Source organism: Streptomyces sp. NPDC025721, from assembly GCF_055558595.1.
On sequence record NZ_JBVHMF010000016.1, the window covers coordinates 25,209 to 50,502 of the forward strand.

26 protein-coding genes and 1 pseudogene are annotated in these 25,294 nt (G+C 72.6%); 10 read left to right on the forward strand and 17 right to left on the reverse strand.

Annotated features, from left to right (window positions below; genetic code table 11):
• Positions 1 to 110 precede the first annotated feature (110 nt).
• From ACZ4EF_RS22105 to ACZ4EF_RS22125, 5 genes are all read right to left on the reverse strand, one after another.
• Entirely contained in the window at positions 111 to 998 is an 888-nt protein-coding gene (locus ACZ4EF_RS22105) for a sirohydrochlorin chelatase (protein ID WP_355343749.1), read from the reverse strand.
• A gap of 81 nt (positions 999 to 1,079) precedes the next feature.
• On the reverse strand, positions 1,080 to 2,162 hold the full coding sequence (locus tag ACZ4EF_RS22110; RefSeq protein ID WP_467506174.1) for an N-acetylglucosamine kinase: 1,083 nt from the start codon (positions 2,160 to 2,162) through the stop codon (positions 1,080 to 1,082).
• 3 nt (positions 2,163 to 2,165) lie between these two features.
• Positions 2,166 to 3,005 carry an LURP-one-related family protein gene (locus tag ACZ4EF_RS22115; RefSeq protein ID WP_355343755.1) on the reverse strand — a complete coding sequence of 280 codons (840 nt, stop codon included), beginning with the start codon at positions 3,003 to 3,005 and terminating at the stop codon, positions 2,166 to 2,168.
• 25 nt (positions 3,006 to 3,030) lie between these two features.
• On the reverse strand, positions 3,031 to 3,708 hold the full coding sequence (locus tag ACZ4EF_RS22120) for a uracil-DNA glycosylase (protein ID WP_188280927.1): 678 nt from the start codon (positions 3,706 to 3,708) through the stop codon (positions 3,031 to 3,033).
• 98 nt (positions 3,709 to 3,806) lie between these two features.
• A complete protein-coding gene (locus ACZ4EF_RS22125) occupies positions 3,807 to 4,901 on the reverse strand; it encodes an NADH:flavin oxidoreductase/NADH oxidase (protein WP_467506177.1) in 1,095 nt (364 codons plus the stop codon).
• A 138-nt stretch (positions 4,902 to 5,039) separates the two neighbouring features.
• Between ACZ4EF_RS22125 and ACZ4EF_RS22130 the strand changes: the two genes are divergently transcribed.
• The gene (locus ACZ4EF_RS22130) at positions 5,040 to 5,459 is read left to right on the forward strand and encodes an ArsR/SmtB family transcription factor (protein WP_467506179.1); all 420 of its coding nucleotides are present in this window, start codon (positions 5,040 to 5,042) and stop codon (positions 5,457 to 5,459) included.
• Between the two features lie 145 nt (positions 5,460 to 5,604).
• Here the strand turns inward: ACZ4EF_RS22130 and ACZ4EF_RS22135 are convergent, their stop codons facing one another.
• The 6 genes and pseudogenes from ACZ4EF_RS22135 to ACZ4EF_RS22160 form a co-directional block, all read right to left on the reverse strand.
• A complete protein-coding gene (locus ACZ4EF_RS22135) occupies positions 5,605 to 6,978 on the reverse strand; it encodes an FAD-dependent oxidoreductase (protein ID WP_467506181.1) in 1,374 nt (457 codons plus the stop codon).
• Between the two features lie 108 nt (positions 6,979 to 7,086).
• The gene (locus ACZ4EF_RS22140; RefSeq protein WP_467506183.1) at positions 7,087 to 7,761 is read right to left on the reverse strand and encodes a TetR/AcrR family transcriptional regulator; all 675 of its coding nucleotides are present in this window, start codon (positions 7,759 to 7,761) and stop codon (positions 7,087 to 7,089) included.
• A 227-nt stretch (positions 7,762 to 7,988) separates the two neighbouring features.
• Complete coding sequence (locus ACZ4EF_RS22145; RefSeq protein ID WP_467506185.1) at positions 7,989 to 8,693, reverse strand: HAD family hydrolase; 705 nt, start codon at positions 8,691 to 8,693, stop codon at positions 7,989 to 7,991.
• Between the two features lie 23 nt (positions 8,694 to 8,716).
• Entirely contained in the window at positions 8,717 to 9,655 is a 939-nt protein-coding gene (locus ACZ4EF_RS22150) for a M56 family metallopeptidase (protein WP_355343774.1), read from the reverse strand.
• An 81-nt stretch (positions 9,656 to 9,736) separates the two neighbouring features.
• Positions 9,737 to 10,348, reverse strand: coding sequence for a DUF5134 domain-containing protein (locus ACZ4EF_RS22155; protein WP_467506187.1), 612 nt, complete (start codon positions 10,346 to 10,348; stop codon positions 9,737 to 9,739).
• Between the two features lie 356 nt (positions 10,349 to 10,704).
• Positions 10,705 to 11,589 (reverse strand): annotated as a pseudogene (locus tag ACZ4EF_RS22160) (DMT family transporter); the annotation flags it as partial.
• Here ACZ4EF_RS22160 and ACZ4EF_RS22165 point away from each other — a divergent pair.
• Both ACZ4EF_RS22165 and ACZ4EF_RS22170 read left to right on the forward strand, forming a co-directional pair.
• Positions 11,588 to 13,015 carry an aminotransferase-like domain-containing protein gene (locus tag ACZ4EF_RS22165; RefSeq protein WP_467506189.1) on the forward strand — a complete coding sequence of 476 codons (1,428 nt, stop codon included), beginning with the start codon at positions 11,588 to 11,590 and terminating at the stop codon, positions 13,013 to 13,015. The pseudogene ACZ4EF_RS22160 and the gene ACZ4EF_RS22165 sit on opposite strands and share 2 nt — an antisense overlap.
• Before the next feature lie 198 nt (positions 13,016 to 13,213).
• Positions 13,214 to 13,747: a GNAT family N-acetyltransferase gene (locus ACZ4EF_RS22170; protein ID WP_355343786.1), complete on the forward strand. Its 534-nt coding sequence runs from the start codon at positions 13,214 to 13,216 to the stop codon at positions 13,745 to 13,747.
• Positions 13,748 to 13,823: 76 nt separating this feature from the next.
• Here the strand turns inward: ACZ4EF_RS22170 and ACZ4EF_RS22175 are convergent, their stop codons facing one another.
• The 4 genes from ACZ4EF_RS22175 to ACZ4EF_RS22190 form a co-directional block, all read right to left on the reverse strand.
• Positions 13,824 to 14,651 (reverse strand): amino acid ABC transporter ATP-binding protein, encoded by an 828-nt coding sequence (locus ACZ4EF_RS22175; RefSeq protein ID WP_391164113.1) that lies wholly within the window; start codon positions 14,649 to 14,651, stop codon positions 13,824 to 13,826.
• Positions 14,648 to 15,526 (reverse strand): amino acid ABC transporter permease, encoded by an 879-nt coding sequence (locus ACZ4EF_RS22180; RefSeq protein WP_355343789.1) that lies wholly within the window; start codon positions 15,524 to 15,526, stop codon positions 14,648 to 14,650. Before ACZ4EF_RS22180 ends, ACZ4EF_RS22175 begins: the two co-directional genes overlap by 4 nt.
• Positions 15,523 to 16,443, reverse strand: a complete 921-nt coding sequence (locus ACZ4EF_RS22185; RefSeq protein WP_391164114.1) for an ABC transporter substrate-binding protein — start codon at positions 16,441 to 16,443, stop codon at positions 15,523 to 15,525. Before ACZ4EF_RS22185 ends, ACZ4EF_RS22180 begins: the two co-directional genes overlap by 4 nt.
• A 141-nt stretch (positions 16,444 to 16,584) precedes the next feature.
• Positions 16,585 to 17,256: a glycerophosphodiester phosphodiesterase gene (locus ACZ4EF_RS22190; protein ID WP_355343795.1), complete on the reverse strand. Its 672-nt coding sequence runs from the start codon at positions 17,254 to 17,256 to the stop codon at positions 16,585 to 16,587.
• A gap of 234 nt (positions 17,257 to 17,490) precedes the next feature.
• Here ACZ4EF_RS22190 and ACZ4EF_RS22195 point away from each other — a divergent pair, with 234 nt between their 5' ends.
• The 4 genes from ACZ4EF_RS22195 (at position 17,491) to ACZ4EF_RS22210 (ending at position 21,436) form a co-directional block, all read left to right on the forward strand.
• Entirely contained in the window at positions 17,491 to 18,888 is a 1,398-nt protein-coding gene (locus ACZ4EF_RS22195; RefSeq protein WP_355343798.1) for a DUF6421 family protein, read from the forward strand.
• A 23-nt stretch (positions 18,889 to 18,911) separates the two neighbouring features.
• A complete protein-coding gene (locus ACZ4EF_RS22200) occupies positions 18,912 to 19,670 on the forward strand; it encodes an SDR family oxidoreductase (protein WP_355343801.1) in 759 nt (252 codons plus the stop codon).
• Positions 19,649 to 20,740 (forward strand): threonine aldolase family protein, encoded by a 1,092-nt coding sequence (locus ACZ4EF_RS22205; protein WP_467506194.1) that lies wholly within the window; start codon positions 19,649 to 19,651, stop codon positions 20,738 to 20,740. Before ACZ4EF_RS22200 ends, ACZ4EF_RS22205 begins: the two co-directional genes overlap by 22 nt.
• Before the next feature lie 93 nt (positions 20,741 to 20,833).
• Positions 20,834 to 21,436, forward strand: coding sequence for a transglutaminase-like domain-containing protein (locus ACZ4EF_RS22210; RefSeq protein WP_467506196.1), 603 nt, complete (start codon positions 20,834 to 20,836; stop codon positions 21,434 to 21,436).
• Between the two features lie 84 nt (positions 21,437 to 21,520).
• On the opposite strand, the gene ACZ4EF_RS22215 is transcribed toward ACZ4EF_RS22210, so the two are convergent.
• Positions 21,521 to 22,267, reverse strand: coding sequence for a lysophospholipid acyltransferase family protein (locus ACZ4EF_RS22215; RefSeq protein ID WP_355343810.1), 747 nt, complete (start codon positions 22,265 to 22,267; stop codon positions 21,521 to 21,523).
• Between the two features lie 159 nt (positions 22,268 to 22,426).
• Positions 22,427 to 22,834 carry a DUF4395 domain-containing protein gene (locus ACZ4EF_RS22220; RefSeq protein ID WP_355343813.1) on the reverse strand — a complete coding sequence of 136 codons (408 nt, stop codon included), beginning with the start codon at positions 22,832 to 22,834 and terminating at the stop codon, positions 22,427 to 22,429.
• A gap of 205 nt (positions 22,835 to 23,039) precedes the next feature.
• Between ACZ4EF_RS22220 and ACZ4EF_RS22225 the strand changes: the two genes are divergently transcribed.
• From ACZ4EF_RS22225 to ACZ4EF_RS22235, 3 genes are all read left to right on the forward strand, one after another.
• Positions 23,040 to 23,453 carry a TlpA family protein disulfide reductase gene (locus ACZ4EF_RS22225; RefSeq protein ID WP_391050214.1) on the forward strand — a complete coding sequence of 138 codons (414 nt, stop codon included), beginning with the start codon at positions 23,040 to 23,042 and terminating at the stop codon, positions 23,451 to 23,453.
• 264 nt (positions 23,454 to 23,717) lie between these two features.
• Positions 23,718 to 24,257, forward strand: a complete 540-nt coding sequence (locus ACZ4EF_RS22230) for a flavin reductase family protein (RefSeq protein WP_401314019.1) — start codon at positions 23,718 to 23,720, stop codon at positions 24,255 to 24,257.
• A gap of 206 nt (positions 24,258 to 24,463) precedes the next feature.
• Entirely contained in the window at positions 24,464 to 25,249 is a 786-nt protein-coding gene (locus tag ACZ4EF_RS22235; RefSeq protein ID WP_355343822.1) for an electron transfer flavoprotein subunit beta/FixA family protein, read from the forward strand.
• Positions 25,250 to 25,294: the final 45 nt, after the last annotated feature.

Sequence of the window (25,294 nt, forward strand, 5' to 3'; positions counted from 1 at the left end):
GCAACCACACACCCCCCCCCCAAACGGGTCTCCCCCCCCCCCCACCCCCTCCCCCCCCCCCCCCCCCCCCCCCCCGCCGTTGTCGTCGCCGTGTCGACGCGCCGCCTCGTTCAGTGCGAGGGCGCGCTCTCCTGCTGCTGCATCGCGATGCCCAGCGCGCCCGCGTAATGCGTGACCACCAGCTTGCCGACCGCCGGGTACGGGCCGAGCGCGTCGGCGCCCGAGCAGCCCGCCTCCGCCGCGGCGGTGTGCAGGAGCTGCGGCGCGATCTCCGGGCCGATCAGGCACGGGGCGAGCGCGAGCCGGCCGGAGCCGGAGGAGCGCAGTTGCTCCGCCGCCCGTGCGATGGAGCCGTCCTCGTCGAGCGCGGCGGCCAGCACCGGCACGGCGAGCCGCGCGGCCAGCAGCAGCCCGGTCACACCCGCGGCCTGCGCCGCCTCCTCGCCGCCGACGGTCGCCAGGATGATCCCGTCGGCCGCGGTCGCCACGGTGAACAGCCGGGCGCGGTCGGCGCGGGCCAGACCCGCCTCGGCGAGCCTGACGTGCAGCGCCTCGGCGAGCAGCGGGTGCGGACCGAGGACGTCGGTCAGCTCCACCTGCGCCTTGGTGTCGGCGATGGCCTGCCGGATCCTGCGCAGCACCGAAGCCTCGGGTCCCGCGAGCAGCGGGACGACGACGGCCGCGGTGTCCTCCCCCGACCGCTCGTCCGCGATGGCGGCCAGGACGCCGCGCAGCGCCGGGAATTCGGTCTCCGCGCCGTCCTCACCGTCGACGAAGCCGATCCGCGGATCGAGTCCCGACAGCTCGGAGCGGGCGATGCTCACGACCTCCTCCGCCAGACTGAGCGCGGCGGCGGTGGGAGTGCCGGGGACGGCCAGAACCAGCACCGGCGCGCCCTCGGGCGCGGCCAGCGCCTCCGGTCGGCGGTGACGTCCCGGCTGGCGCGGGCGCGGCATTCGAACGGGAAGGCCGGAGGCGGGCCCTGTGGCAGTGCTCATGGCGACGCATGCTAACGCCTTGGGGCGCCTGGATGTTCGGCCGGGTCGGAGCCGCGGCAGACCTGTCCTGATCTGTCCCTTTCACCGCTCACGTTCGGTCATCGAACGAGTCTGAGCTGTGCCGGAACGCGCCGCGTCGGCACCGGAACGAACCGGTGCGGTACGCGAACGTGCCGGTGCGGCACGGGAGACGAGCCGCAGCAGCGCGGGGTCGGCCGGAAGCGGCAGCGCGTCCCGGTGCAGCGCCCCCGCGATCAGCAGCGCGCCGTCCAGCGGATCCCCGGCCGCCGGTACGAGCCTGGCGTCCGGCAGCATCCGCCCGGCCCGCTCACGCAGCGGCCCGAGCAGCGGCTCACCCATCTTGAACAGGCCACCGGTCAGCGCCACGTCCACCGCGGTGGCGTCCGGCCGTACGGCAGCCGCCGACTCCAGGATGTGCGTCGCGGCGGCCCGCAGGATGCCGGAGGCCACCGGGTCGCCCCCCGTGGCACAGGCGGCCACGTCGGGCGCGAACGAGGCCAGCACGGCGGGCCGGTCGGGGCGCGGGTAGAGCCGTGCGGGCATCCCGTCGAGCGGCCCGAAACGGTCCTCCGCGCGGGCCAGCAGCGCCGTGGAGCCGCCCGCCCTGCCGTCGTGCGCGCGCATCGCCGCGTCCAGGCCCGCGCGGCCGATCCAGGACCCGCCGCCCGCGTCGCCCAGCAGATGGCCCCAGCCGTCCGCGCGCAGCCAGCCGCGGCCGTCGGCCGCGGTGCCGAGCGCGATCATGCCGGTCCCCGCGGCGACGACGACGCCCGGCCGCAGACCGAGCGCGCCCGCGTACGCGGTCACCGCGTCACCGGCCAGCGCCAGCGACTCCACCCCGAAGGCGGCGGCCAGGGCGTCGGGCAGCACGGCGCGCAGGTCGGTGCCGAGTGTGGCCATACCGGCCGCGCCGACGCATGCGGCGGCCAGCGTGCCGGCCCCGGCCTTGTCCAGCAGGCCGTTCACCAGGGGCACGACCTGGTCGAGCAGGCTCGCGGCGTCGATCCCGCGCTCGCCGGTCACGGCCGGGCGGGCCGAGACGGCGGGCGCGGACACCTCGGTGCCGTCGGCGCGGGCGACGGCCACCCGCACACCGGAACCGCCGGAGTCGATCCCGAGCACCCAGTCAGCGGAAGCGGGCACGGATCAGCCGAGCCCGCGCGAGTCCTGCTTGAGCGCGGTGTCCACGGTCAGCGCCGAGGCGACGACCATGCTCAGCAGCGGGTCGGCCAGCGGCCGGTGGATCTGGAGGACGTAGTTGTCCGCCGTGGTGAACATGGTCTTGGCCAGGCCCTCCCACGTCTTGGTGATCCGGCCGATCTCCGTCTCCGTGTGGTCCACGATGGCGAAGTTCCATGCCCGCCAGTTCTCTGCCTTGATGGCACCGATCTGCTGGCCGTTGTACATGAACGCGAACTTGATCTTGCCGAAGGCGTTCTGCTGCACGATCTCGCCGAGCGGCTCACCGTTCGAGCGGTGCACCAGCACCTTGGACTTGATGAACTTCGCGGGCCGGGTGAGCACCAACTGCGGCTGCCCGTGCGCGTCCCTGACCTCCAGCTTGTGGGTCAGGAACTGGTCCACGCTGGAGACGAAGCGCAGCACCTTCTTCGCCGTGCTCTGCCCGATCTCGACGACCGAGCCGAGGGTACGGCCCTGCTGGTCGAAGACGCTGTACTCGTTGACCAGCTCGATCAGCTTGGCCTTCTGGTTCACCACCAGGATCGGCTCGGTGAACAGGGTGCCGCCGCCGAACGAGGTCGGCGCTATCCCGGCCTGCTGCTGCACCTGGCGCTGGACCTTGGACGGGTCGGGGGCGCCGCTGACATTCACCTCCCACGCGTTGCCGCCGCCTTGCTGCTGCTGCGGAATCTGGCCGGGGTTCGTGTGCTCCGTCCACTGTTTGCCGTCCCAGTAGCGGAGCAGATTCGGAGTGCCTTGCGGGTCGGCGTACCAGCCCGCCGGAGTATTGGGATGCGTCGTCACCCGGGCAGAGTACCGTCAAGACATGTCAGGGAAGGAGCCAGTCGACCGGCTGCGCACCCTGCCGGACCAGCAGATCATTGGCGCGGCTGAAGGGCCGCGAGCCGAAGAAGCCGCGGTCGGCCGACATGGGGGAGGGGTGCGAGGACTCGATGGCGGGCAACTGCCCGAGCAGCGGTCGCAGATTGCGGGCGTCCCGGCCCCACAGCACGGAGACCAGCGGACGGCCCCGGGCGGCGAGCGCCCTGATCGCCTGCTCGGTGACCTCTTCCCAGCCCTTGCCGCGGTGCGCGGCGGGCCGCCGGGGCGCGGTGGTCAGCGCCCTGTTGAGCAGCAGCACACCCTGCCGGGTCCACGGCGTGAGATCCCCGTTGGACGGCCGCGGCAGCCCCAGGTCGGAGCCCAGTTCGCGGTAGATGTTCTCCAGACTGCCCGGCAGCGGCCGTACGTCCGGTGCGACGGAGAAACTGAGTCCCACCGCGTGACCCGGGGTCGGATACGGGTCCTGCCCGACGATCAGCACCCGCACGTCGTCGAAGGGCTGCTGGAACGCGCGCAGTACGTTCGCACCGGAGGGAAGGTACGTACGCCCCGCGGCGATCTCGGCGCGGAGGAAGTCCCCCATCGCCGCGATCCGGTCCGCCACCGGTTCGAGCGCCTTCGCCCAGCCCGCTTCGACGATCTCGTTCAATGGTCGCGCTGTCACGGTCCGTCACTCTACTGGCTCAACGGCCGTGCCGCGGACGGGGATCGGACCCGCCCGCGCAACGACGCCGCCGATGGCGGACCGCCGGGCAGGACCGGTCAGATACCGGCCCGGCGGAAGGCCCGCCCGTACTGCTGCGGCACCGCCACCTCGGAGCCCAGCTCACGGGCGGCGTGCAGCGGCCAGTTCGGCGTACGCAGCAGTTCGCGGCCGAGCAGGACGGCGTCGGCCTGGCCGGTGGACAGGATCGTCTCGGCCTGCCGGGGGTGGGTGATCTCGCCGACGGCCGCCACCGGCAGGCCGGTCTCGGCCTTCACGCGGGCCGCGAAGGGCACCTGATAGCCGGGGCCGAGCGGAATGCGTACGCCCGCGGCGTTCCCGCCCGTGGACACGTCGAGCAGGTCGACCCCGCGCACGAGCAGTTCCTTGGCGAAGCGGACCGTCTCGTCCGCCGTCCAGCCGCCGTCCTCCAGCCAGTCGGTGGCCGAGATGCGGAAGAACAGCGGCAGTTCCTCCGGCCAGACCTCGCGCACGGCGTCGACCGTCTCCAGCGCGAACCTGATCCGGTTCTCGAAGGCGCCGCCGTAGCCGTCGGTGCGGTGGTTGCTGTGCGGTGAGAGGAATTCGCCGATCAGATAGCCGTGCGCGCCGTGCAGTTCGAGCACCTCGAAGCCCGCCGCGAGCGCGCGCCGGGCCCCGGCCACGAACTGCCCGACGACGTCCCTGATGTCCGCCTCCGACAGCTCGGTCGGCACCTTGGAGTCGTCGGAGAACGCCACCGGGCTCGGCGCCACCGGCTGCCAGCCGCGCTCGTCCGCGCCCAGCGGGCCGCCGCCCGCCCACGGCCGGTCCGTGGACGCCTTGCGTCCGGCGTGGCCGATCTGGATGCCGGGCACGGTGCCGTGGTCCTTGAGGAAGCGGGTGATCCGGCTGAAGGCCGCCACCTGGTGGTCGTTCCAGATCCCGAGGTCGGCGGGGCTGATCCGGCCCTCGGGGCTGACCGCGGTCGCCTCGACCAGGATCAGTCCGGCGCCGCCGACCGCCCGCGACGCGTAGTGCGCGAAGTGCCAGTCGCCGGGCGCTCCCTCGTCGGGCCCCTCGGTCGCCGCCGAGTACTGGCACATCGGCGCCATCCACGCCCGGTTGGGAATGGTCACGGACCGCAGGGTGAAGGGCTCGAACAGCGCGCTCACGGCACTCTCCTCGTCGTCGGACTCCGTCGCGGGGCTCCACCGGTCGGGGCCTGTCGCCGCGCACTGGTGACGGCTTCTACGATAGACGCCGTAGTACGGCAGACGTCAAACTACGACAGGTATCGTAATATGACGTTCATGACACTCCCGATTCCGTCCCACGCGCCACCGGCACCGGCACCGTCGTCGTCGGTGTCGGCTGCGGGCCCCGACGCCCCGGCCGCCGCCGGGCGCGCGCTGGAGCACCCCGGCGCCGGGGAGATCCGGCTCGAAGAGGTGCTGCACGCGCTGTCCGACCCGATGCGGCTGATCGTGGTCCGCAATCTGGCCGCGGCCCACGGTGAAGTGGCCTGCTCCGACGTGCCGTTGCCGGTCAGCAAGTCCACGACCACGCACCACTTCCGGGTGCTGCGCGAGGCGGGCGTCATCAGCCAGATCTACCGCGGCACCTCCAAGATGAACGCGCTGCGCACGGACGACCTCGAAGCGCTCTTCCCCGGTCTGCTCGACCGCGTCCTCGACGCGGCGGCCCGCCAGGCGGCCCGGCTCGACGGCTGACCGTGGGGCGTCGGGCGCCCGGATCCAAAGTCTGTATCCGAGTGCCTGTATCCGAGTCCCTGGATTCGAGTGCCCGGATTCGAGTGCCCGGATTTCGAGTGGCTGGATTCGACGCGCCTCGATCCGTCCCGTCCTTGACGGGGCCTCAGGCCGGTCCCTCGGCGGGCGGCGACGACGAGTGGCCCGCCGCCGTCAACAGCCCTTCCCAGTCGGGGATCTTGACCGTCCCCCGGTCCAGGGAACGGCCCCGTTCCGCCTCCGCCGCCTCGATCGCCAGCCAGCCCGGCCAGGCGACCGGCCGTACGCCCGCGGCCCGCAATCCGGCCAGCGGATCGGCCGACAGCTCTCGCGTCAGCAGACCCGGCGCGTCGGCGATCAGCGCCGTCGCGGTCTCCTTGGCACACGGCCGGTTGGTGCCGATCACACCGGTCGGCCCGCGCTTGATCCAGCCCGCCACGTACTCGCCGGGGGAGGGCGTACCGTCGCGCAGCACGCGGCCCGCGTCGTTCGGCACCACCGCGCCCCGAGGGTCGAAGGGCAGGCCGGGCAGCGGCACCCCCTGGTAGCCGACCGAGCGCAGGACGAGTCCCGCGTCGATCTCCTCGCCGCCGCCTGTATCGGACACACCGCCGCGCCCGTCAGGACCCGTTCGGGTGAAACGGACCGCGCGCACCCGCCCGGCCTCGTCGGCGAGGAACGCGGTGGGGCGCAGGAAGAACCGCACATGGAGTCGGCGCGGCCGTCCCCGCGGCGGCTGCGCGGCCCACGAGCGCAGCACCTCCACATTGCGCCGGGCCGCCGTCGGCAGACCGGAGGGGTCGGCGTACGCCGGGTCGAGCGCCAACTCGTCCTCGCGCACGATCACATCCGTGTCGGCCAGCGCGCCCAGCTCACGCAGCTCCTTGGTGGTGAACTTCGCCTGCGAGGGTCCGCGCCGCCTCACCATGTGGATGTCGGTGACGCGGCTGTCGGCGAGCGCCCGCAGCGCCGCCTCCGGTACGTCGGTGCGCCGCAGTTCGTCCGCGCGCCGGGCCAGCACGCGCGCCACGTCGACCGCGACGTTCCCCACGCCGATGACCACGGCCGAGCGGGCCCGCAGCGCGAAGCCGTCCGGCGGCTCGTCGGGGTGCGCGCTGTACCAGGACACGAAGCGGGTCGCCGAGTAGCTGCCGGGCAACTCCTCGCCGGGCACGCCCAGTCTGCGGTCGGTCGCGGCGCCCACGCAGTAGACCACCGCGTGGTACAGGCCGAGCAGCCGCTCCGGCGTCAGCGGCGCGGGCCCTACGCCGACGTTGCCGAGGAAGCGGACCCGCGGGTCCTCCAGCACCTTGCGCAGGCTGCCCTGGAGGGACTTGATCTTCTCGTGGTCGGGCGCGACACCGTATCTGACCAGGCCGTACGGGCACGGCAACCGGTCGAGCACGTCAACCGCGACATCCGGCACCGACTCCTGACGGGTGAGCGCGTCCGCGGTGTACACCCCGCTCGGACCCGAACCGACGACTGCGACGCGTAACACGACGGTGCTCCCTTCGGCGGGACGTCACCAGCATGCGCCCTCCGGACGCGTCGCGGCAGAGCGCCGCACCCGGCGGCCCGGTCGAGGCGCACGATTTCAGCCCACCGGTCACCGGCCCCCGCCGTCCCCGCCGCCCCCGTCCCCGCCCGCGCCGGCCTTCGCGGGGGCCACCGCGCAGTCCTTCGGCGGCACCCCCAGCGTCCACTCCAGCCCGTACCGCTCGAAGAGTTCGGCCCGCAGCCGCGACAGCGGCATCGGAGCGCCCGGCAGCAGCAGCGCCACGGTCGCGCCCATCAGCAGCGCGCGCAGCAGCCGGTACTCCGCCTCGGGACCCTCGGGTCCCGACACGATTCCCGCGCCGTCCACCGCCTGGCTCAGCAGCGCCGCGAGCTTCTGCTGCTCCGGGCACTGGATGAAACCCTCCGCCTGGAGGATCGACGCCATGTGCGTACGCATCAAGGTGGTGTGCGTCTGCGTAAGGCCGAGGACCGCGTCGATGGCCCGCGCCATCCGTTCCTGGCCGTCCTCCGACCGCGGCTCGCGGTCCAGCGCGGCGGCCAGTTCCATGTGCATCAGCCGGTGCACGGCGGACTGCAACAGTTCGCGCTTTCCCGCGAAGTAGTACGAGACCAGGCCGCGTGCCGACCCCGCCCGCTGGGTGATGTCCGCCAGCGTGGTGGCCGCGTAGCCGCGTTCCTCCACCAGCTCCACGGTTGCCTGGAGCAACCGTTCCCGGGAACGCTGACGCATAGCTTCATTGACCGATGCGCTCCGAGGGGACATTATTTACTCCTGCGTTGACTGGCTGCGAGCCAATATACTCAGCGCAACCCGGCGGGCTTCGCCCTGTCCGGGAAACGGGGGATGGTGCCGGGCCCGGCGGCGCGGGGGATCGCCGGGACCGGCGCCGATCCCGAAAGCGCTTGTCATCGAGGCTCGTGTCCTGAAAGCGCTTGCCCCTTCAGCGGCCGGTTCATGAGCGCTCGGCGCGTACGGTGCGCGGCGCCGCATCAGCCCAGTCGGTAGCCCAGTCGGTCCAGGACGCCGAGCAGCGCGTCGGGACGTGCCGTCACCGGCAGATGGTCCACCAGGAACACCGGGCAGCCCAGCGCGGCGGCGCCGCCGTCCGCCGCACGGCTGTCGCCCACCATCGCGACGTCCGCGGGCTCCAGTCCGAGCCCGTCGCAGGCGATCCGGAAAAGCCGCTCGTCCGGCTTCTGGACGCCGTGCTCGAAGCTCAGCGCGAAGACGTCCACCAACTCGTCCAGCCCGTGCTCCCCGAAGACCGGCCGCAGATCCCATCCGATGTTGCTCACCACCGCCACCGGCACGCCCCGGTCCCGCAGGGCCCGCAACACGCGCTCGGTGTCGGGGTACGGATTCCACGCGGCGGGCGCCATGTGCCGGTCGTAGAGCGCGTCGTGCACATCCCAGGGGAGCGCGACGGTACGGGACAGGCCGCCGTACGCCGCTCGGTGCTCGGCCGCGCTGGTGTCGCGCCGGGCCCAGGCCGCCGCCAATCGCGGCGGAATCCGCTCGGGCGGTCCGCCGCCGGGCAGCGCGCCCGCCCGCTCCAGCGTTCCGGCGTACGCGGAGACCTCGTCGTCGGTGGCCGTGACGCCCTCGGCGGTGAGCGCCGACCGCAGCCAGGACTCGGCCGCTTCGACCCGCATCAGGGTGCCGGAGAAGTCGAACATCACGCCTTTGACGGCCATGGCCCCGCCTCTCCCGCCGCCGCTCAGGTCAGCGCGCCGAGGCCGGGGCCGAAAGCGATCAGCAGCGGGACGGCCGGGACCAGCAGCGCGAAGGCCGTCATCCGCACCCGTTGGCCGAGCGGCAGCCGGGGCGCGGGATCGAGCAGCCGGTGCACGCGGCCGGGCAGCGCGGCGAGCGGCGTGGGGCAGGGGCCGAAGACACCGCGTTCCGCGTTGAGTTCGACCAGCGCGAGGGCGGTGGTGAGGCGGCCGAAGCGGCGCGAGGCGGTGTCGTCGGCCGCCAGTTCCACCAGGTGGTGCACCTGGTCACGGAAGGCGGCGAAGACCGGCACCTGCGGGAAGCCGCCCGCGAGCGCGCCCGAGCAGTGCAGCAGCACGTCGTGCCTGGCGCGTACGTGTCCCTGCTCGTGGGCCAGCACGGCGTCCAGTTGGCGGCCCTTCAGGCGGCGCAGCGCGGCCGTGGTGATGACCAGTTGGGGCTCGGCGCCGGACAGCCACCAGGCGTCGGAGCGGGCGTCCTCCAGGACCACCAGGCGCTCGCCGGGCGTGACGGTCTCGCCGGGCAGCCGGGGCGCGCGCACGCGGAGTTCCGCGCGGCGCTGCTTGCGCCGCGACCGTGTGCCGCGCACCTCGCGGGTGAGCATCGCCGCGGTCCACACACCGCCGAGCGCGAGCAGGACGGCGATGGTCCCGGCCCAGCGGCCGTACTCGGACAGCGCGTAGGCGTCGACCACACCGCTCGGGGCGAACGCGAAGAGATTGCCGCGGACCGCGGCCCAGGCGGCCGAGGCGGAGAGCGCCATGGCCAGCACGCAGCACAGCAGTACGGCGGCGACCACACACTGCCAGACCCACAGGGCCAGCACCGGTTCGCGTTCCGGCCACTTGGCACGGGACAGCAGACGCGGCGCCATCGCCGCCGCAAGTGCGCCGAGAATCAGCAGCACGAACGGGACCGTCATGGTGATCAGCCTAGGAGGCGCGCGGTTCACGGGGGACGGACCACGACCCGATGTGACGCATGACTCACGGCAGCGAGTCGGTCACAGGGTCAGCAGCATCGCGAACATCCCCAGCGCCATCGCCACCCGGCAGGCCGCCGCGACCTCCGGCGCGTGCCGCAGCGGGACACGGTCCCGGTCGCCGCCCGCGCCTCCTTCCGCCTGGCCGGTGGATATCAGCGGGCCGCCGCCCGGCGCGCCGTGCGCCTGCGCCGGGAGCGCGACCAGGGTGGTGCCGCTGCGCAGGACGTAGCCCGCGAAGTAGAGCAGCAGCAGGCCGGTGAGCAGCGGGGTGCCCGCGCCGGTGGCCGCCATGTGCTCGGCGTGGCCGCCGTGCGCCGACGCCGCCCCGCCCATCGCCACGGCCATGTAGACCATCGCGGCCGAGCACACGGAGTGGTGCAGATGGTGGCCGGGCCGCCGGACCAGCAGCAGCGCCCGTACCCCGGCCAGCGCGAAGACCACGCCGAGGACGACGGCGAACAGCGGCGTCCCCCACGGCCGCGGGTCGAGGACGGACATCGGGACGGCCATCACCGCCATGCCCGCCGCCATCACCGCCTCGTCGCGCGCTTCGCGGCGCAACAGGCACGCGACCGCGGCGACGGTGCTGAGCGCCACGAGCAGCCAGGCCACCAGCGGTGGTCCGTGCATGCCGTCCTCCCCCTCATCCCCACGCCTCTTCGGCGCGCCCCGGTCCGTGCGGTGACCCTCGGCCGGTCCGGTCCGGTCCGTGACGACCGGCCCGGTCCAGTCCGTGACGACCGGACCGCCGGACGGTTGTTCGGCGGTCCCAGGAGAACTGCCCAGGTCCGAGGGCGCACACCCGAGCGCATCGGGGTAGTCGGGGGAGCGTGTCACCGCGGCGCGCGCCGTCGCGGATCGCCGTGTGCCACGATCTCGTGCGCGTCGCCCGACCGCAACGCCTCCGGGCCGGCGTCCGGCGCCTCGGCCCCGCGCGCCCGCGCCGCGGCCCGCGACCTGCGTACTTCCCGCGCCTGCCGGGCGCCGGAGCGCTGGGTGACGGCCACGCAGACCAGTACGGCGAGCGCCGCGGGCAGTGTGGCACGGCCCAGGTGCTCACCGAGCAGCGCGGCGGACCACACCAACGTCAGCACGGGCTGGGCGAGTTGGAGCTGGCTGGCCCTGGTCACCCCGATCGCCGCCATGCCGCGGTACCAGACCATCAGGCCGAGGAACTGCGACACCACCGAGACCCACACCAGGCCGCCGACCGACTCGCCGGTCAGCCGTACCGGCTCCAGCGACAGCGACACGACCGCGGCGGGCAGCGTGAGCGGCAGCGTACCGACCAGCGCCCAGCCGACCACCTGCCAGCCCGGCAGCACCGACGCCAGCCGCCCGCCCTCCACGTAACCGGCGGCGCAGACCAGCAGCGAGGCGAAGAGGAAGCCGTCCCCGGCGGTCGGCGCGCCGCCGCTCTCGCCGAGCGAGAAGGCGGTGACCACCGCCGCGCCCGCGACGGCCGCGATCCAGAACGTACGGGACGGCCGCGCACCGGTGCGCACGGCCGCGAGCACCGCGGTGCACAGCGGGAGCGCGCCGACGACGACGGCGGCGTGCGAGGTGTCGGTGGTGCGCAGCGCGAGGGTGGTCAGCAGCGGGAAGCCGATGACGACACCGCAGGCGACCACGGCCAGTCCCGCCCAGTGCTCCCGGTCCGGCACCTTCGCCCGGCCCGCCGCGAGGAAGGCCCCGGCGACCGCGGTGGCCAGGACCGCCCGGACCGTCACCGCCGACCAGGCGCCGAATCCGCTCAGCGCCCAGTGGGTGGAAGGGAAGGTGAGCGAAAAGGCGGCCACACCGAGACAGGCGAGCGCGGTGCCCGCGACCGCTACTGAGGTGCGGGGAGTAGCGCTATTCTTATCCTTCATGAATGACGATAGCAGTGCCAGTGCGCTGGCAGAATCCCTCCGAGGAGAGCTGGACCGCTTCTCACCGGGAGCGAAACTGCCGTCGAGCCGGGCCCTGGTCGAGCGGTTCGGGGTCAGTCCGGTGACGGTCTCGCGGGCGCTGGCGACGCTCGCCGCGCAGGGACTGGTCGTCACCCGGCCCGGCGCGGGCACCTACCGGGCCGCCGAGGGCGCGGCGACCACCACCGCCGTCGACACCTCCTGGCAGCAGGTCGCGCTCACCGCGGAGGACCCGGACGTGGCACCGCGCGTGGTCGACGCCTCCGGAGTGCTGGGCTGCCTGGTCGGCCCGCCGCAGGGCGTCATCCCCCTCAACGGCGGCTATCTGCACCCCGGCCTCCAGCCCGAGCGGGCGCTCGGCGCCGCGCTGGCCCGTGCCGCCCGCAGGCCCGGCGCCTGGGAACGGCCGCCGCTGGAAGGGCTCACCGCGCTGCGGAACTGGTTCGGCCGCGAGGCGGGAGTTCCGCCCGCCCAGGTGCTGATCACCTCCGGCGGGCAGGCCGCCCTCACCACGGCCCTGCGCGCGCTGGCCGCGCCGGGCTCCGCCGTACTCGTCGAATCGCCCACCTACCCCGGCGCGCTCTCCGCCGCCCGCGCCGCGGGGCTGCGGCCGGTGCCGGTCCCGCTCGACGCGGACGGCGTCCGGCCCGATCTGCTCGCCGACGCCTTCGAGGCCAGCGGCGCGCGGGTCTTCTTCTGCCAGCCGCTCTTCCAGAATCCGACCGGCGCGGTGCTCGCCGCCGGGCGCCGCCGCCAGGTGCTCGACATCGCGCGGGCGGCGGGCGCCTTCGTGGTCGAGGACGACTTCGCCCGGCGGCTCGGCCACGGCGACCCGCTGCCGCCGCCCCTGGTCGCCGAGGACCCGTACGGCACCGTCGTCCACTTCGCGTCGCTCACCAAGCCGACCTCGCCCAATCTGCGCGTCGGCGCGCTGATCGCCCGCGGCCCGGTGATGGAACGGCTGCGCGCCATCCAGGTGGTCGACAGCTTCTTCGTGCCCAGGCCCCTCCAGGAGGCGACCCTGGAACTCGTCGGCGCGCCCTCCTGGCCGCGCCATCTGCGCGCTGTCACCGCCGCACTGCGCGAGCGGCGCGACGCCATGCTCGCCGCGCTCCGGCACCGCCTGCCGGAACTGGTCCCCGACCCGGTGCCCACCGGCGGCTACCACCTGTGGCTGCGGCTGCCCGACGGCACCGACGAGACCGCGCTGACCGGCGCCGCGCTCCGCGCGGGCGTGGCCGTCGCCCCCGGCCGTCCCTATTTCCCCGCCGAGTCGCCCGCCCCGTACATACGGATCACCTTCGCCTACACCACGGGCGCCGCCGAGATCACCGAAGGCGTCCGGCGCTTCGAGCTGGCGCTGCGCGAGACCGCCCCCGCGCTGTGAACACCAGCTCTGTCACGAAGCCCTTCCGCGCGCCGCACACGCGCCCTTCCGCGCGCCGAGCACGCGTCCTGTCGCACGCCGACCACGCGCCCTGCCCCACGTCGAGCACGCGCCCCGTCGCGCGCCGACGCCGCCCGCCCGCGAAGACCTCGGCAGGACCCGTGAGCGCGGCCCGGACCTGGGGATAGCCTTGCCCGCATGGATATCGCCGCTCCCCGCTTCCGCGCCGCCACCCCCGACGACGTCCCCGTCCTGGTCGGGCTGATCGAGTCCGCCTATCGCGGCGACGCGAGTCGCGCGGGGTGGACGACGGAGGCGGACATCCTTCAGGGGCAGCGGACCGACCCCGAGGGCGTGCTGGCCGTCATCGAAGGCGCGGACAGCAGGCTGACGGTGGTGGAGTCCGGCGACGAGGTGGTGGCCTGCTGCCAGCTCGAACACCGCGGCGACCACGCGTACTTCGGGATGTTCGCCGTACGGCCCGCGCTCCAGGGCGCCGGGCTCGGCAAGGTGATCCTCGCCGAGGCCGAACGGTTCGCCCGCGAGGAGTGGGACGTCGCCGAGCTGCACATGACGGTGATCTCGGTCCGCGAGGACCTGATCGCCTGGTACGTCCGCCGCGGCTACCAGCGCACCGGGCAGACCAGCCCCTTCCCGTACGGCGAGGAGCGCTTCGGGCTGCCGACCAGGGACGACCTGGAGTTCGAGCTGCTCACGAAGAAGCTGGTCTGAGACCCGGACGCCCGCCACCCGACACCCGATCCACCCGGTACCCGGCGCCCCGAACCCGGTCGCCCGGCCCCGGCCGTCACAGCCGTCCCGCCTCCGTGATCCGGCGCAGGAAGTCCCGCGTGCGCTGCTCGGCCGGGGCGCCGAACACCTCGGCGGGAGTGCCGCGCTCCAGGATCACGCCCGCGTCCAGGAAGCAGACCTGATCGGCGACATCGCGGGCGAACGCCATCTCATGGGTGGCGATCACCATCGTCATGCCCTGCTCCTTCAGGTCGCGGACCACCGACAGCACCTCGCCGACGAGCTCCGGGTCGAGCGCGGCGGTCACCTCGTCGAGAAGCAGCAGCCGCGGCCTGGTCGCGACCGCCCGCAGGATCGCCACCCGCTGCTGCTGGCCGCCGCTGAGCCGGTCCGGATACTCCGCGGCCCGGTCGGCGAGCCCCAGCCGGGCCAGCAGCTCCCGCGCCCGCTCCTCCGCCTCGCCCCGCGGCACCCCGTGCACCCGGCGCGGCGCCAGCGTGATGTTGTCCAGCACCGTCATGTGCGGGAACAGGTTGTACGCCTGGAAGACGACGCCGATCCTGCGCCGTACCGCGTCCTGGTCGGCCCGCGGGTCGGTGATGTCCTCGCCGTCCAGGAAGATCGCGCCGTCGTCGATCTCCTCCAGCAGATTCGCGCAGCGCAGCAGCGTGGACTTCCCTGAGCCGGACGCGCCGATCAGCGCCGTGACCGTGTGCGCGGGCACGTCGAGCGCGATGTCCCGCAGAACGACGGAGGAGCCGTACGTCTTGCGGACCGACTCCAGCCGCAGCACGGGCGTGTCCCGGCTCCGGTCCGGATCGGCCAGGTCCCGCGCCTGGGGCGGTACGTCCTTGGCGAGCCGGTCCCCGCCCGTGCCGCTCATACGACGCCTCCCTGCGACTGCCGCCGGTTCATCCTGGCCGTCACCCAGTCGGTGAACCGCGTCATCGGGATGGTCAGCGCGACGAAGATCAGCCCCGCGACCACGTACGGCGTGTAGTTGAAGTCACGGCTGGCGATGATCTGCGCCGCGTAGACGGCGTCCACGGCGCCCGCGATCGACACCAGACCGGTGTCCTTCTGGAGCGACACCAGGTCGTTGAGCAGCGGCGGCACCACGCGGCGCACGGCCTGCGGCAGCACCACGTACCGCATCGTCTGCGCGCTGCTGAGGCCGAGCGAGCGGGCCGCGGCGCGCTGGCTCGGGTGGACGGTCTCGATCCCGGCCCTGAACACCTCGGCGACATAGGCGGTGTACGTCAGGCAGAGCGCCAGGCCGCCGAGGAGCACGGGGTCGTTGGTGACGCCGCTCAGCCGCAGCGCGGGCACGCCGAAGACCACCGCGAGCAGGCAGATGATCAGCGGCAGCCCGCGGAAGAAGTCCACGTACGCCGTCGCCAGGGCGCGCAGCGGGAAGAACACCGGGCCGCGCAGGGTGCGCACGACCGCCAGCAGCAGCCCCGCGACCAAGACGACGGCGCCGCACACCACCATCAGCCGCAGATTGAGCCAGAGGCCCTGGAGCACGTCCGGCAGCGCGAGCCGCGCGTAGTGCCCGTTGAGGAACGTCTCACGGGTGCGCTGCCAGCCGGGCGAACTGACGATCAGCCCGATCAGCACCCCGGCGGTCGCCAGGGTGCTGACGCTCGCCACCACCAAGGCGCGGCGGCCGCGGGCGCGTCGGTACAGCTCGCGCTCGATCCGCCGCGCGGACGGCTGGTACGTGTCGACCTGCGCGGGGTCGTCCCGCACGGTCATCCGAGCACCGGGGCGCCGACGGCGTCCGACAGCCACCGCTTCTCCAGGGCGGCCAGCGTCCCGTCGCCGTGCAGGGCGGTGACGGCCCGCGAGACGCACGCGGTCAGCTTGCTGCCCTTGTCGAGGACCAGCCCGAACTGCTCGGGCGAGGAGCCCGCCGCCGCGAACTGCCCGACCACCTTGGCGTCGGTGACCTCGGCCCCGGTGATGTAGAAGGCGGTCGGCAGGTCGACCACGATCCCGTCGACCTGGCCGTTCTTGAGCGCGGCCACGGCGAGGTCGTTGCGCTGGTAGACGGCGGGCTGCTTGGCGGGCTTCACCAGGTTGTCGATGACGTCCAGGCTGGTGGTGCCCACCTGGGCGCCGAGCTTGGCGTTCTTCAGGTCCGCGACGCTGTGCGCGTTCGCGATCTTCGAGGTCTTCAGCGCGACGACGGTCTGCCGTACGTCGTAGTAGCCGGGCGAGAAGTCGACGGCCTTCTTGCGCTCGTCGTTGATCGAAACCTGGTTGATGTCGAAATCGAAGTTCTTGGCACCGGGCGCGAACGCCTTGTTGAAGGCCACGGTCTGCCAGACGACCTGGTCCGGCGCGTAACCGAGCTGCTTGGCCACCGCGTACGCGACCGCCGACTCGTACCCCTTGCCGTTGGACGGCTTGTTGTCCGAGAACCACGGGTCGTACGCCGGATTGTCGGTGCCGACGGTGAGCTTGCCGGGGGTACGGGTGGCGAGCGTGCCGGGCGCGCACGACGCCGTGGTGGCGGTGGTGGTGCCGGTCGCACCGGCCGACGCCGCGGAGGACGAGGGACCGGCGTCGGTCGTGTCGTCCTGGGGCGAGCAGCCGGCCAGTGCGAGGGTGAGCAGGGCAGCCGCGGCGAGCGCGGCACGGCGCGGGGACAGCGAGATCGCGGGACGCATGGCGGGACCTTGGCACCGCGCGGGCGCGTCTGTCCACGCGATTCGGCCAGTTGTCCGGATGCCGGACCTTTGTGTCCGGCACATTGCGCGGGGCCGCGGGACCGCGGCGCCGCAGGATGACGCCGGTACGGTACCGCGGCGCTACGCGATGGCCGGTTCCTCGGGGAGGTCGGTGGCGGCGCCGTCCAGCCGCAGCGCGCGGGCCAGGGCCCACTCCTGCGCGGTGTTGACGGTCCAGGCCATGACGGCGATGCCCGCGGCCTGGCAGCGCTCGACGACGTCCAGGTTCACCTGCCGCAGTTCCAGGCTGACCAGGCGGGCGCCCACCGCCTGGGCGCGGGTGACGATCTCCGGGCCGAGGTCGCTGGCGACCAGCACCGTGCGCACGTCGGGCAGCAGCGTACGGATCTCCGCCAGCGCCTCGTCGTGGAAGGACAGCACACTGACCCGGTCGGTCGCGCCGTGCGCGCTCAGGGTGTCGGCCAGCGCCCGGGCCGCCGCCACGTCCTTGATCTCGGCCTGGATCGGCCGGCCAACCGCTTCGAGGACCTCCTCGAAGACCGGTACGCGCTCGCCGAGCCCGGCGTCCAGGCCGCGGATCTCGTCCAGCGTGAGGTCGCGGACCAGCCCGGCGCCGTCGGTGGTGCGGTCGACGTCGGCGTCGTGCATGACGATCAGCGCGCCGTCCTTGCTGAGGTGCAGATCCAGCTCGATCTGGTCCAGGCCCGCCTTTTCGGCTCGGCGGAAGGAGCGCAGGGTGTTCTCCGGCTCGACGCCCATGACCCCGCGGTGGCCGACGGTGAGGAAGCTCATACCGGCACCCTAGCGAGACCGGGCGACGGCGGGCCGAACACGCCGTGACGACTCGGGACCGCGTGCTCAAGCGGCCCCTATGCGCAAGTTTTAGTGACCCATCCCGGCAGACGACAGGAAGAACAGCGGCCTGTCGACCATCAGGCAGGACAATCTCCACCGGCTCCCCTTGATGGATCAACAAGGTCACGGATACGGTGTCCGGACGACAGTTTCTTTTGTGGAGGAGGGGTCATGGGCGAAGTTCTTTCGGCGAAGGTGGCGGACGGCGGCGGTACGTCCGGCGTGGGCATCGTCGGCCACCCCGCGTGGGCGGTGCTGAAGCAGGCCGTCGAAGCCATCAGGCCCTGGCAGCGCAAGGACGGCTCCATCGACTTCGAGGCCGAGGGCGCGCCCAGCAAGGACGACGCCGAGCGCACCGTGCGCCGGGTGACCGAGTCGGTCGAACAGCTCTCCCCGCTCCTCCCGCACGACGCCGAGTACCACCGCGCCCTGGTCGCCGACCTGCGCCGCTGGTCCGACGACGGCTTCGGCGTCCCGGACTTCCTCGACTCGCTGCTCGCCTTCCAGCCCGCGGCCGACCGCCGCGACGGCCTGCCGCACCTGGTCGTCTTCCCGATGTACACACAGAACGGCAACCCGGACCGCAATCTGGAGGCCGTCGCCCTGCGCGTCGTCTGGCCCGACTGGCTGGCCGAGCTGGAGCGCAATCGGTACGACAACCCGCTGTTCGTACCGATCACCTTCGAGGACTTCACCCCCGGCTACGACACCAACTCCGCGGTGCTCTTCCCGGAGACCGTCGCCGTCCGCGAGGCCCCCGAGCGCTGGACCTGGGGCGCGATCTTCTGCGACCGCGAGGCCGCCCGCTTCCGCGCGGTGACCGCCGCCGCCGTCGACACCCTCGGCCTGGAACTGCCCGAGGAGGCGGCCCGGCTGATCGCCGACCAGGACCTGGCGCAGCAGACGTACGTCCTGTGGGACATGATCCACGACCGCACGCACAGCCACGGCGACCTGCCGTTCGACCCGTTCATGATCAAGCAGCGCGCGCCGTTCTGGATGTACGGGCTGGAGGAGCTGCGCTGCGACCTGACCACGTTCAGGGAGGCCGTGAAGCTCCAGGCCGAGGGCCACCCGATGGGCCTGGGCGTGCAGTACGCGATCCTCTTCGACCGGCTCTTCCGCTTCCCGGTCACCGGTGAACGCGTCCGCAACTACGACGGACTCGGCGGACAACTCCTCTTCGCGTACCTGCACAAGCACGACGCCGTACGCTGGACAGACAACACCCTGCACATCGACTGGGAGCGCGCACCGCAGGTCACCAACCAGCTCTGCGCCGAGATCGAGACGCTCTACCGGGACGGCATCGACCGGCCCAAGCTCGTGCACTGGTTCGCCGCCTACGACCTGGTCGCCAGCTACCTCTCCCCGCATCCCGGCTCGGTCTGGGCGAAGGGCCCCGACGCCCTCGACCTGTCCCAGCCCCCGCGCAAACTCGTGGACGACGTGCTGGCGGACGAGTTTCCGCTCAGCATGTTCTACGAGGCCCTTGCGAAGAAGCTGCGGACGGTGATCACCTCGACCAAGGGAATCACCGGCGAGAGCTCACTTCGGGGCGCCGCGTGACCGGTGCGGCCGAGGAGGCGGACATGACGACCGACACGTACACGGGTGGTCTCGACGGAGCGGTGATCGCCGTGGCGGGCGCGGGCGGCCCCGCGGGGCGGGCGGTACTGCAACGGCTCGCGCGCGAGGGCGGCCATGTGATCGCCGCCGACGCCGACCCCGAGCGGCTGGCCGAGGCCGTCGACGCGGCGCGCTACGACGCGGGCGGCGCTGACATCACCGGCGAGATCGTCGACCTGCTCGACCTGGAGGCGACCCAGGACTGGGCCGGCCGGATCGAGAAGGACCACGGCAGGGTCGACGGCCTGGTCCACCTCGTGGGCGGCTGGCGCGGCTCCGCGTCCTTCCCCGAGACCGACCTCGGCGACTGGGACGTGCTGCACAAGCTGCTGATCCGTACCGTGCAGAACACCTCGCTGGCCTTCCACGACGGCCTCATGCGCAGCCACGGCGGCCGGTACGTGCTGATCAGCGCGTCCGGCGCCACCACGCCGACCGCGGGCAACGCCGCCTACTCCGCGGCCAAGGCCGCGGCCGAGGCGTGGACGCTCGCGCTGGGCGACTCCTTCCGCAAGCTCGGCGGCGCCGACGGACCCACGGCCGCGGCCACTGTGCTGGTGATCAAGGCGTTGGTGCACGATGAGATGCGGGCCACGCGCCCGAACGCCAAATTCGCCGGCTTCACCGACGTGCGCGACCTCGCCGAGGCCATCGCGGACGTCTGGGACCAGAGCCCTACGGAAGTGAACGGGACCCGACAGTGGCTGACGCCCCGACCGTGACAGAACAGCTCGCCAGCGACGCCGTGCGCCGCCACGACCCGCAGGTGCGCGGCTTCGCCAGTGACAACTACGCCGGGGTGCACCCGGAGATCCTCACCGCGCTCGCCCTCGCCAACGGCGGCCATCAGCCCGCCTACGGCGGGGACGAGTACACCGGCCACCTCCAGGAGGTCTTCCGCGGCCACTTCGGCCCGCGCGCGGAGGTCTTCCCGGTCTTCAACGGCACCGGCGCCAACGTGACGGCGCTCCAGGCCGTCACCGAGCGCTGGGGCGCGGTGATCTGCGCCGAGTCCGCGCACATCCACGTGGACGAGTGCGGCGCCCCCGAGCGGGTCGGCGGCCTGAAGCTGCTCACCGTCCCGACCCCGGACGGCAAGCTCACCCCCGAGCTGATCGACCGGCAGGCGTACGGCTTCTCCGACGAGCACCGGGCCCAGCCGCAGGTCGTCTCGATCACTCAGACCACCGAACTGGGCACCTGCTACACGCCCGAGGAGATCAAGGCGATCTGCGACCACGCGCACCAGCTCGGCATGGCCGTGCACCTGGACGGCGCGCGGATCGCCAACGCGGCGGCCGGCCTCGACGTGCCGCTGGCCCGCTTCACCACCGAGGCGGGCGTGGACATCCTCTCCTTCGGCGGCACCAAGAACGGCCTGCTGCTTGGCGAGTGCGTGGTCGTCCTCAGCCCCGAGCGGGTGCGCGCCATCGACTACCTGCGCAAGCTGTCGATGCAGCTCGCCTCCAAGATGCGGTTCGTCTCCGTGCAGTTCGAGGCGCTGCTCTCGGGCGACCTGTGGCTGCGCAGCGCCGCCCACGCCAACGCGATGGCCCGCCGCCTGGAGCAGGCCGTACGGGGCGTGGACGGGGTCACCGTGCTGCGGCCCGTGCAGTCCAATGCCGTCTTCGCCCTGCTGCCGCGCGAGGTCAGCGAGCGGCTGCAGAAGCGTTACCGCTTCTACTTCTGGGACGAGTCGACGGGCGAGGTCCGCTGGATGTGCTCCTTCGACACGACCGAGTCGGACGTGGACGGCTTCGCCGCCGCGCTCGAGGAGGAGATGCGGGCCTAGGGCCTGTCCGGCGGCCCGGAGTCGGCCGCATGAGTATGCGGTTGGCGGTAATTCGATTGATCGAGTGGTCGGCGGTTTCCTAGGCTCCCGCACATGGAGCTGATCCTGGAGACCGCCGACCTCTCGGCCTATACGGCCGCCGACGACGTCATCGACCACGGCCACCCACGAGTGCGCGACACCGCGGCCGCGCTGCTGGCCCATACCACCGGACCGCATGACTATGCGCGGGCCGCCTTCGTATTCGTCCGCGACACGATCCCGCACTCCTTCGACTCCGGCGACGACCGCGTCACCTGGCGGGCCTCCGACGTGCTGGAGCAGCGCACCGGCATCTGCTACGCCAAGTCGCACGCGCTGACGGCGCTGCTGCGCGCCGCGTCCATCCCCGCCGGGCTCTGCTACCAGCGGCTCACCGACGACGACGGTACGGACCCGGTGGTCCACGGCCTGATCGCCCTGCTGCTGCCGGGGCGCGGCCACTGGTCACGGCTGGACGCGCGCGGCAACAAACCCGGCGTCGACGCGCGCTTCTCGCTGGACGAGGAACGGCTCGCGTGGGCGGCGCGCCCGGAGATCGGCGAGGCCGACTATCCGCTCGTGCACGCGGCGCCGCCCACGGCCGTACTGGAGGCCCTGCGCGGCGCGCGCGACCGGTCGGAACTGGCCAGGACGCTGCCCACCGAACTGCCGTGAGGACGCCGTCGCGTCCCGCGTCCCGCGTCCGGAGGGGTCCCGCGTCCGGTTGGGGTTCCGCGCCCGCGTCCGGAGGGTCCCGCCTCAGCTCGGCTGGGGCTGCTGCTCGCGGTCCCTGGCCGCCGCTTCCTCCGGCGTCGGGGCGGTGCCGCCCAGATGCGCGGGCAGCCACCAGCGGTCGGCGGGGCCCGAGGGCCTGCCCGGATACGTACGCTGCGCGTCGTCCAGCAGCTCCTGCACCCGCAGCCGCAGCCGCCGGGTGAGCGCGCCCGCCTTCTCGTTCTCCTGCGGGCGCATCTGCTCGCCGATCCGCAGCGTGATCGGGAACTTGCTGCGGCCCAGATTGCGCGGGTGCCCCTTCGTCCACAGTCGCTGAGTGCCCCACAGCGCCATCGGCAGCAGCGGCACACCGGCCTCCATCGCCAGCCGGGCCGCACCCGACTTGAACGACTTCAACGTGAACGACTGCGAGATGGTCGCCTCGGGGAAGACCCCGATGATCTCACCGCCGCGCAGCGCGTCCAAGGCGTGCGCGTACGCGTGCATGCCCTCGGAGCGGTCCACCGGAATGTGCTTCATGGCGCGCATCAGCGGACCCGACACCTTGTGCCGGAAAACCGATTCCTTCGCCATGAAGCGCACCAGGCGCTTGGCGGGCAGCGTCGTCAGACCGCAGAAGACGAAGTCCAGATAGCCGATGTGGTTGCTGACGAGCAGGGCGCCGCCTTGGCGGGGGACGTTCTCGGTGCCCCGGATGTCGAATTTGAGCCCCTGCACCTTGAACATGGTGCGGGCACAAGCGATCACCGGTGGATAGACGAGTTCGGCCATGTCGGGGCACCTGCTCTCTCCGGGGCGGCGCTCCCGGCGGAAGTTACGCGCCCGTAAGTTGTTCGGCCGCTGAGCGATGGTGCCCCGCCGGCGGGCCCCCTGTCATCCCGGGGACCGGTGCCAAGGCGAGATTCTTCTCACGACCTGCGGCGGAACCCATCAGGCTGCTGCCCGTTTCAGCAGCAGATACACCTCGCACCCCAGGCAGTAGGCGAAAGCGGCGTTGAGGAAGGCGGCGGCGAGCGCGCACGCGGTGGCCGCCAGACCCAGCCACTGCGGGCCCACCAGGTAGCCGATGACACCGATCACGGAGAAGCCGAAACCCACCGCCTGCGCGAACCGCGGCGGGGCCGCGTCCTCGGTGCCGGGCGGCGGCCCCAGCCTGGGCCGCACCAGGGTGCGGAAAACCCAGCCGTACGGCGAATTCTGCACTCCGGCCACCGCTCCCACGGCGAAGACCGCGGCCTGAACGGCCAGCAGCCAGCCGCTGCCGGTGATCAGCACGACCGCCAGCACCACCGTGGTCAGGGACGCACCGAAGCGGGGCCCTCGTACATCGATCTCCATGACTGAAATAATGGCCGACCAGCGACGGAACGCGACCGCGGGAATCATTGCGTTCGCATGAACGCTGCACGGATCGGAATGACGCGGGCGGGAAGCCGCCGGACGTACGACCGTGTGTGTGACCGGACGTACGACGGTGTGTGACCGGACGTATGAGCAGGCGTATGAGACGTACGAGATGTGTGAGCGGACGAGGAGCACGGCGTTGACGGGACTGGTGGTCTGCCTGGCCGTACTGCTGGCCGCGAGCGCCTACGGGCTGGTGCACCGGCGCAGGGACGGGAGAATCCGGGTGCGGACGAAGGACGGCGACGAGCGGCTGACGGCCGCTGACCTCGGCGGGCCGCTGGGGGAGCGCGCCACCCTGGTGCAGTTCTCCAGCGCCTTCTGCGCGCCCTGCCGGGCCACCCGGCGCGTGCTCGACGAGGTGGCGGGCATGGTGGACGGCGTCCGGCACGTCGAGATCGACGCCGAGGCGCACCTGGAGCTGGTCAGGCGGCTGAGCGTCCTCAAGACCCCGACCGTGTTCGTCCTCGACGCGGACGGCGCGATCGTGCGCAGGGCCGCCGGTCAGCCGCGCAAGGCGGACGTGATCGCCGCGCTGGGCGCGGCTGTCTGACGAGCCGGGCGGGCCGGCCGATCTGAGGGGCTGTCAGCCTCCGGCGGAGCGCGGTGTGACGGAAATTCCATATTCCGGGCGGGTCTTGACGTGACCCCGTCCGAATCGTCACTCTGACGTTATGTCGCACGACCACTTTCTGTACGCGTATCTGTACGCGCGCGCCGATGTCGACTTCGGTCGGCACTCCAGCGCGCGTTGTCCGAGCTGCTGAGCGCCCACGACCCGCACTCCGCCGCTCGACCGCTTCAGAAGGATCTGACCGTGACTGCCATCAGCGATCACCCCGCCGCCTTTGACTCCTCGGCCTTCGACCCCACGCCCGGCCCCGCTCTCGACCCCGCCGTCTTCCGTTCGGTCTTCCGCCGCCACGCGGCCGGAGTCGCCGTGATCACCGCCGCGGGCCCCGATCCCGTCGGCTTCACCGCCACCTCCCTGACCTCGGTGTCCGCCGAGCCGCCGCTGCTCTCCTTCGGCATCAGCCTGGGGTCGTCGAGCTGGCCGACCGTCGCCGAGGCGTCGTTCGTCGGCGTCCACATACTCGGCGAGCACCAGGAAGTGCTGGCCGGCACGTTCGCCCGCAGCGGCGCCGACCGCTTCGGCCCCGCCACCGCCTGGGCGTCCGGCCCGCACGGCGTCCCGCTGCTCGACGAGGTACCGGCCTGGCTGGTGTGCCGCGTGGTGGCGCGCATCCCGGCGGGCGACCACCGGATCGTCATCGCCCAGGCCGTCGCCGGTGACCCCCAGGGTCCCGGCCGCCCGCTCCTCTACCACCAGGGCGGCTTCAACTCACTCGGCCACTGACGGCGGCGGCGTCGGCCACATCACAGTTCAAGGTCCTTGCTAACGGGGAACCAGCTCTGTGTACTGGCGAGTAATATTTCTGTCGGGGCAGTTGCTGCGTCCCGGCGGGGAGCCGCCGCCGCGGACGCCTATGCTGCCATTCCGGGGCGGATTCCGGGGCAGTTGGACGAAGACGTTGCAACGATGCAGTAGGTAGGAGAGCTGGCGTGAGTTTGAGGATCGTAGTCGCAGTGAAGTACGTGCCCGATGCCACGGGCGACCGTCACTTCGCCGAGGACCTGACCACTGACCGCGACGCGGTGGACGGCCTGCTCTCCGAGCTGGACGAGTACGCGGTCGAGCAGGCGCTGCAGATCGCCGACGCGGCGGACGACGCGGAGATCACGGTGCTGACCGTGGGTCCCGAGGACGCGAAGGACGCGTTGCGCAAGGCGCTGTCGATGGGCGCGGACAAGGCGATCCACGTCGAGGACGACGGCCTGCACGGCACGGACATCCTCGGCACGTCGCTGGTGCTCGCCAAGGCCATCGAGCGCGCGGGCTTCGACCTCGTCGTGACCGGCATGGCCTCGACCGACGGCACCGCGGGCGTGGTGCCCGCGCTGCTGGCCGAGCGGCTGGGCGTGCCGCAGGTGACGTTCCTGTCCGAGGTGTCGGTCGAGGACGGCAAGGTGACCGGCCGCCGCGACGGCGACGCGGCCAGCGAGCGGCTGGAGGCGTCGCTTCCGGCGCTGGTCTCGGTGACCGACCAGTCGGGCGAGGCCCGTTACCCCTCGTTCAAGGGGATCATGGCGGCGAAGAAGAAGCCGGTGGAGGCCCTGGACCTGTCGGATCTGGGTCTGGACGCGGCCGAGGTGGGCCTGGCGGGTGCGTGGACGGCCGTCGAGGACGCCACGCAGCGTCCGGCGCGGACGGCGGGCACGATCGTGAAGGACGAGGGCGAGGGCGGCAAGCAGCTCGCGGAGTACCTGGCGAGCCAGAAGTTCATCTGACCGGATGCCGGGCGCCCTCCCGGACGCTGTCCCGGGCCCGCCTCC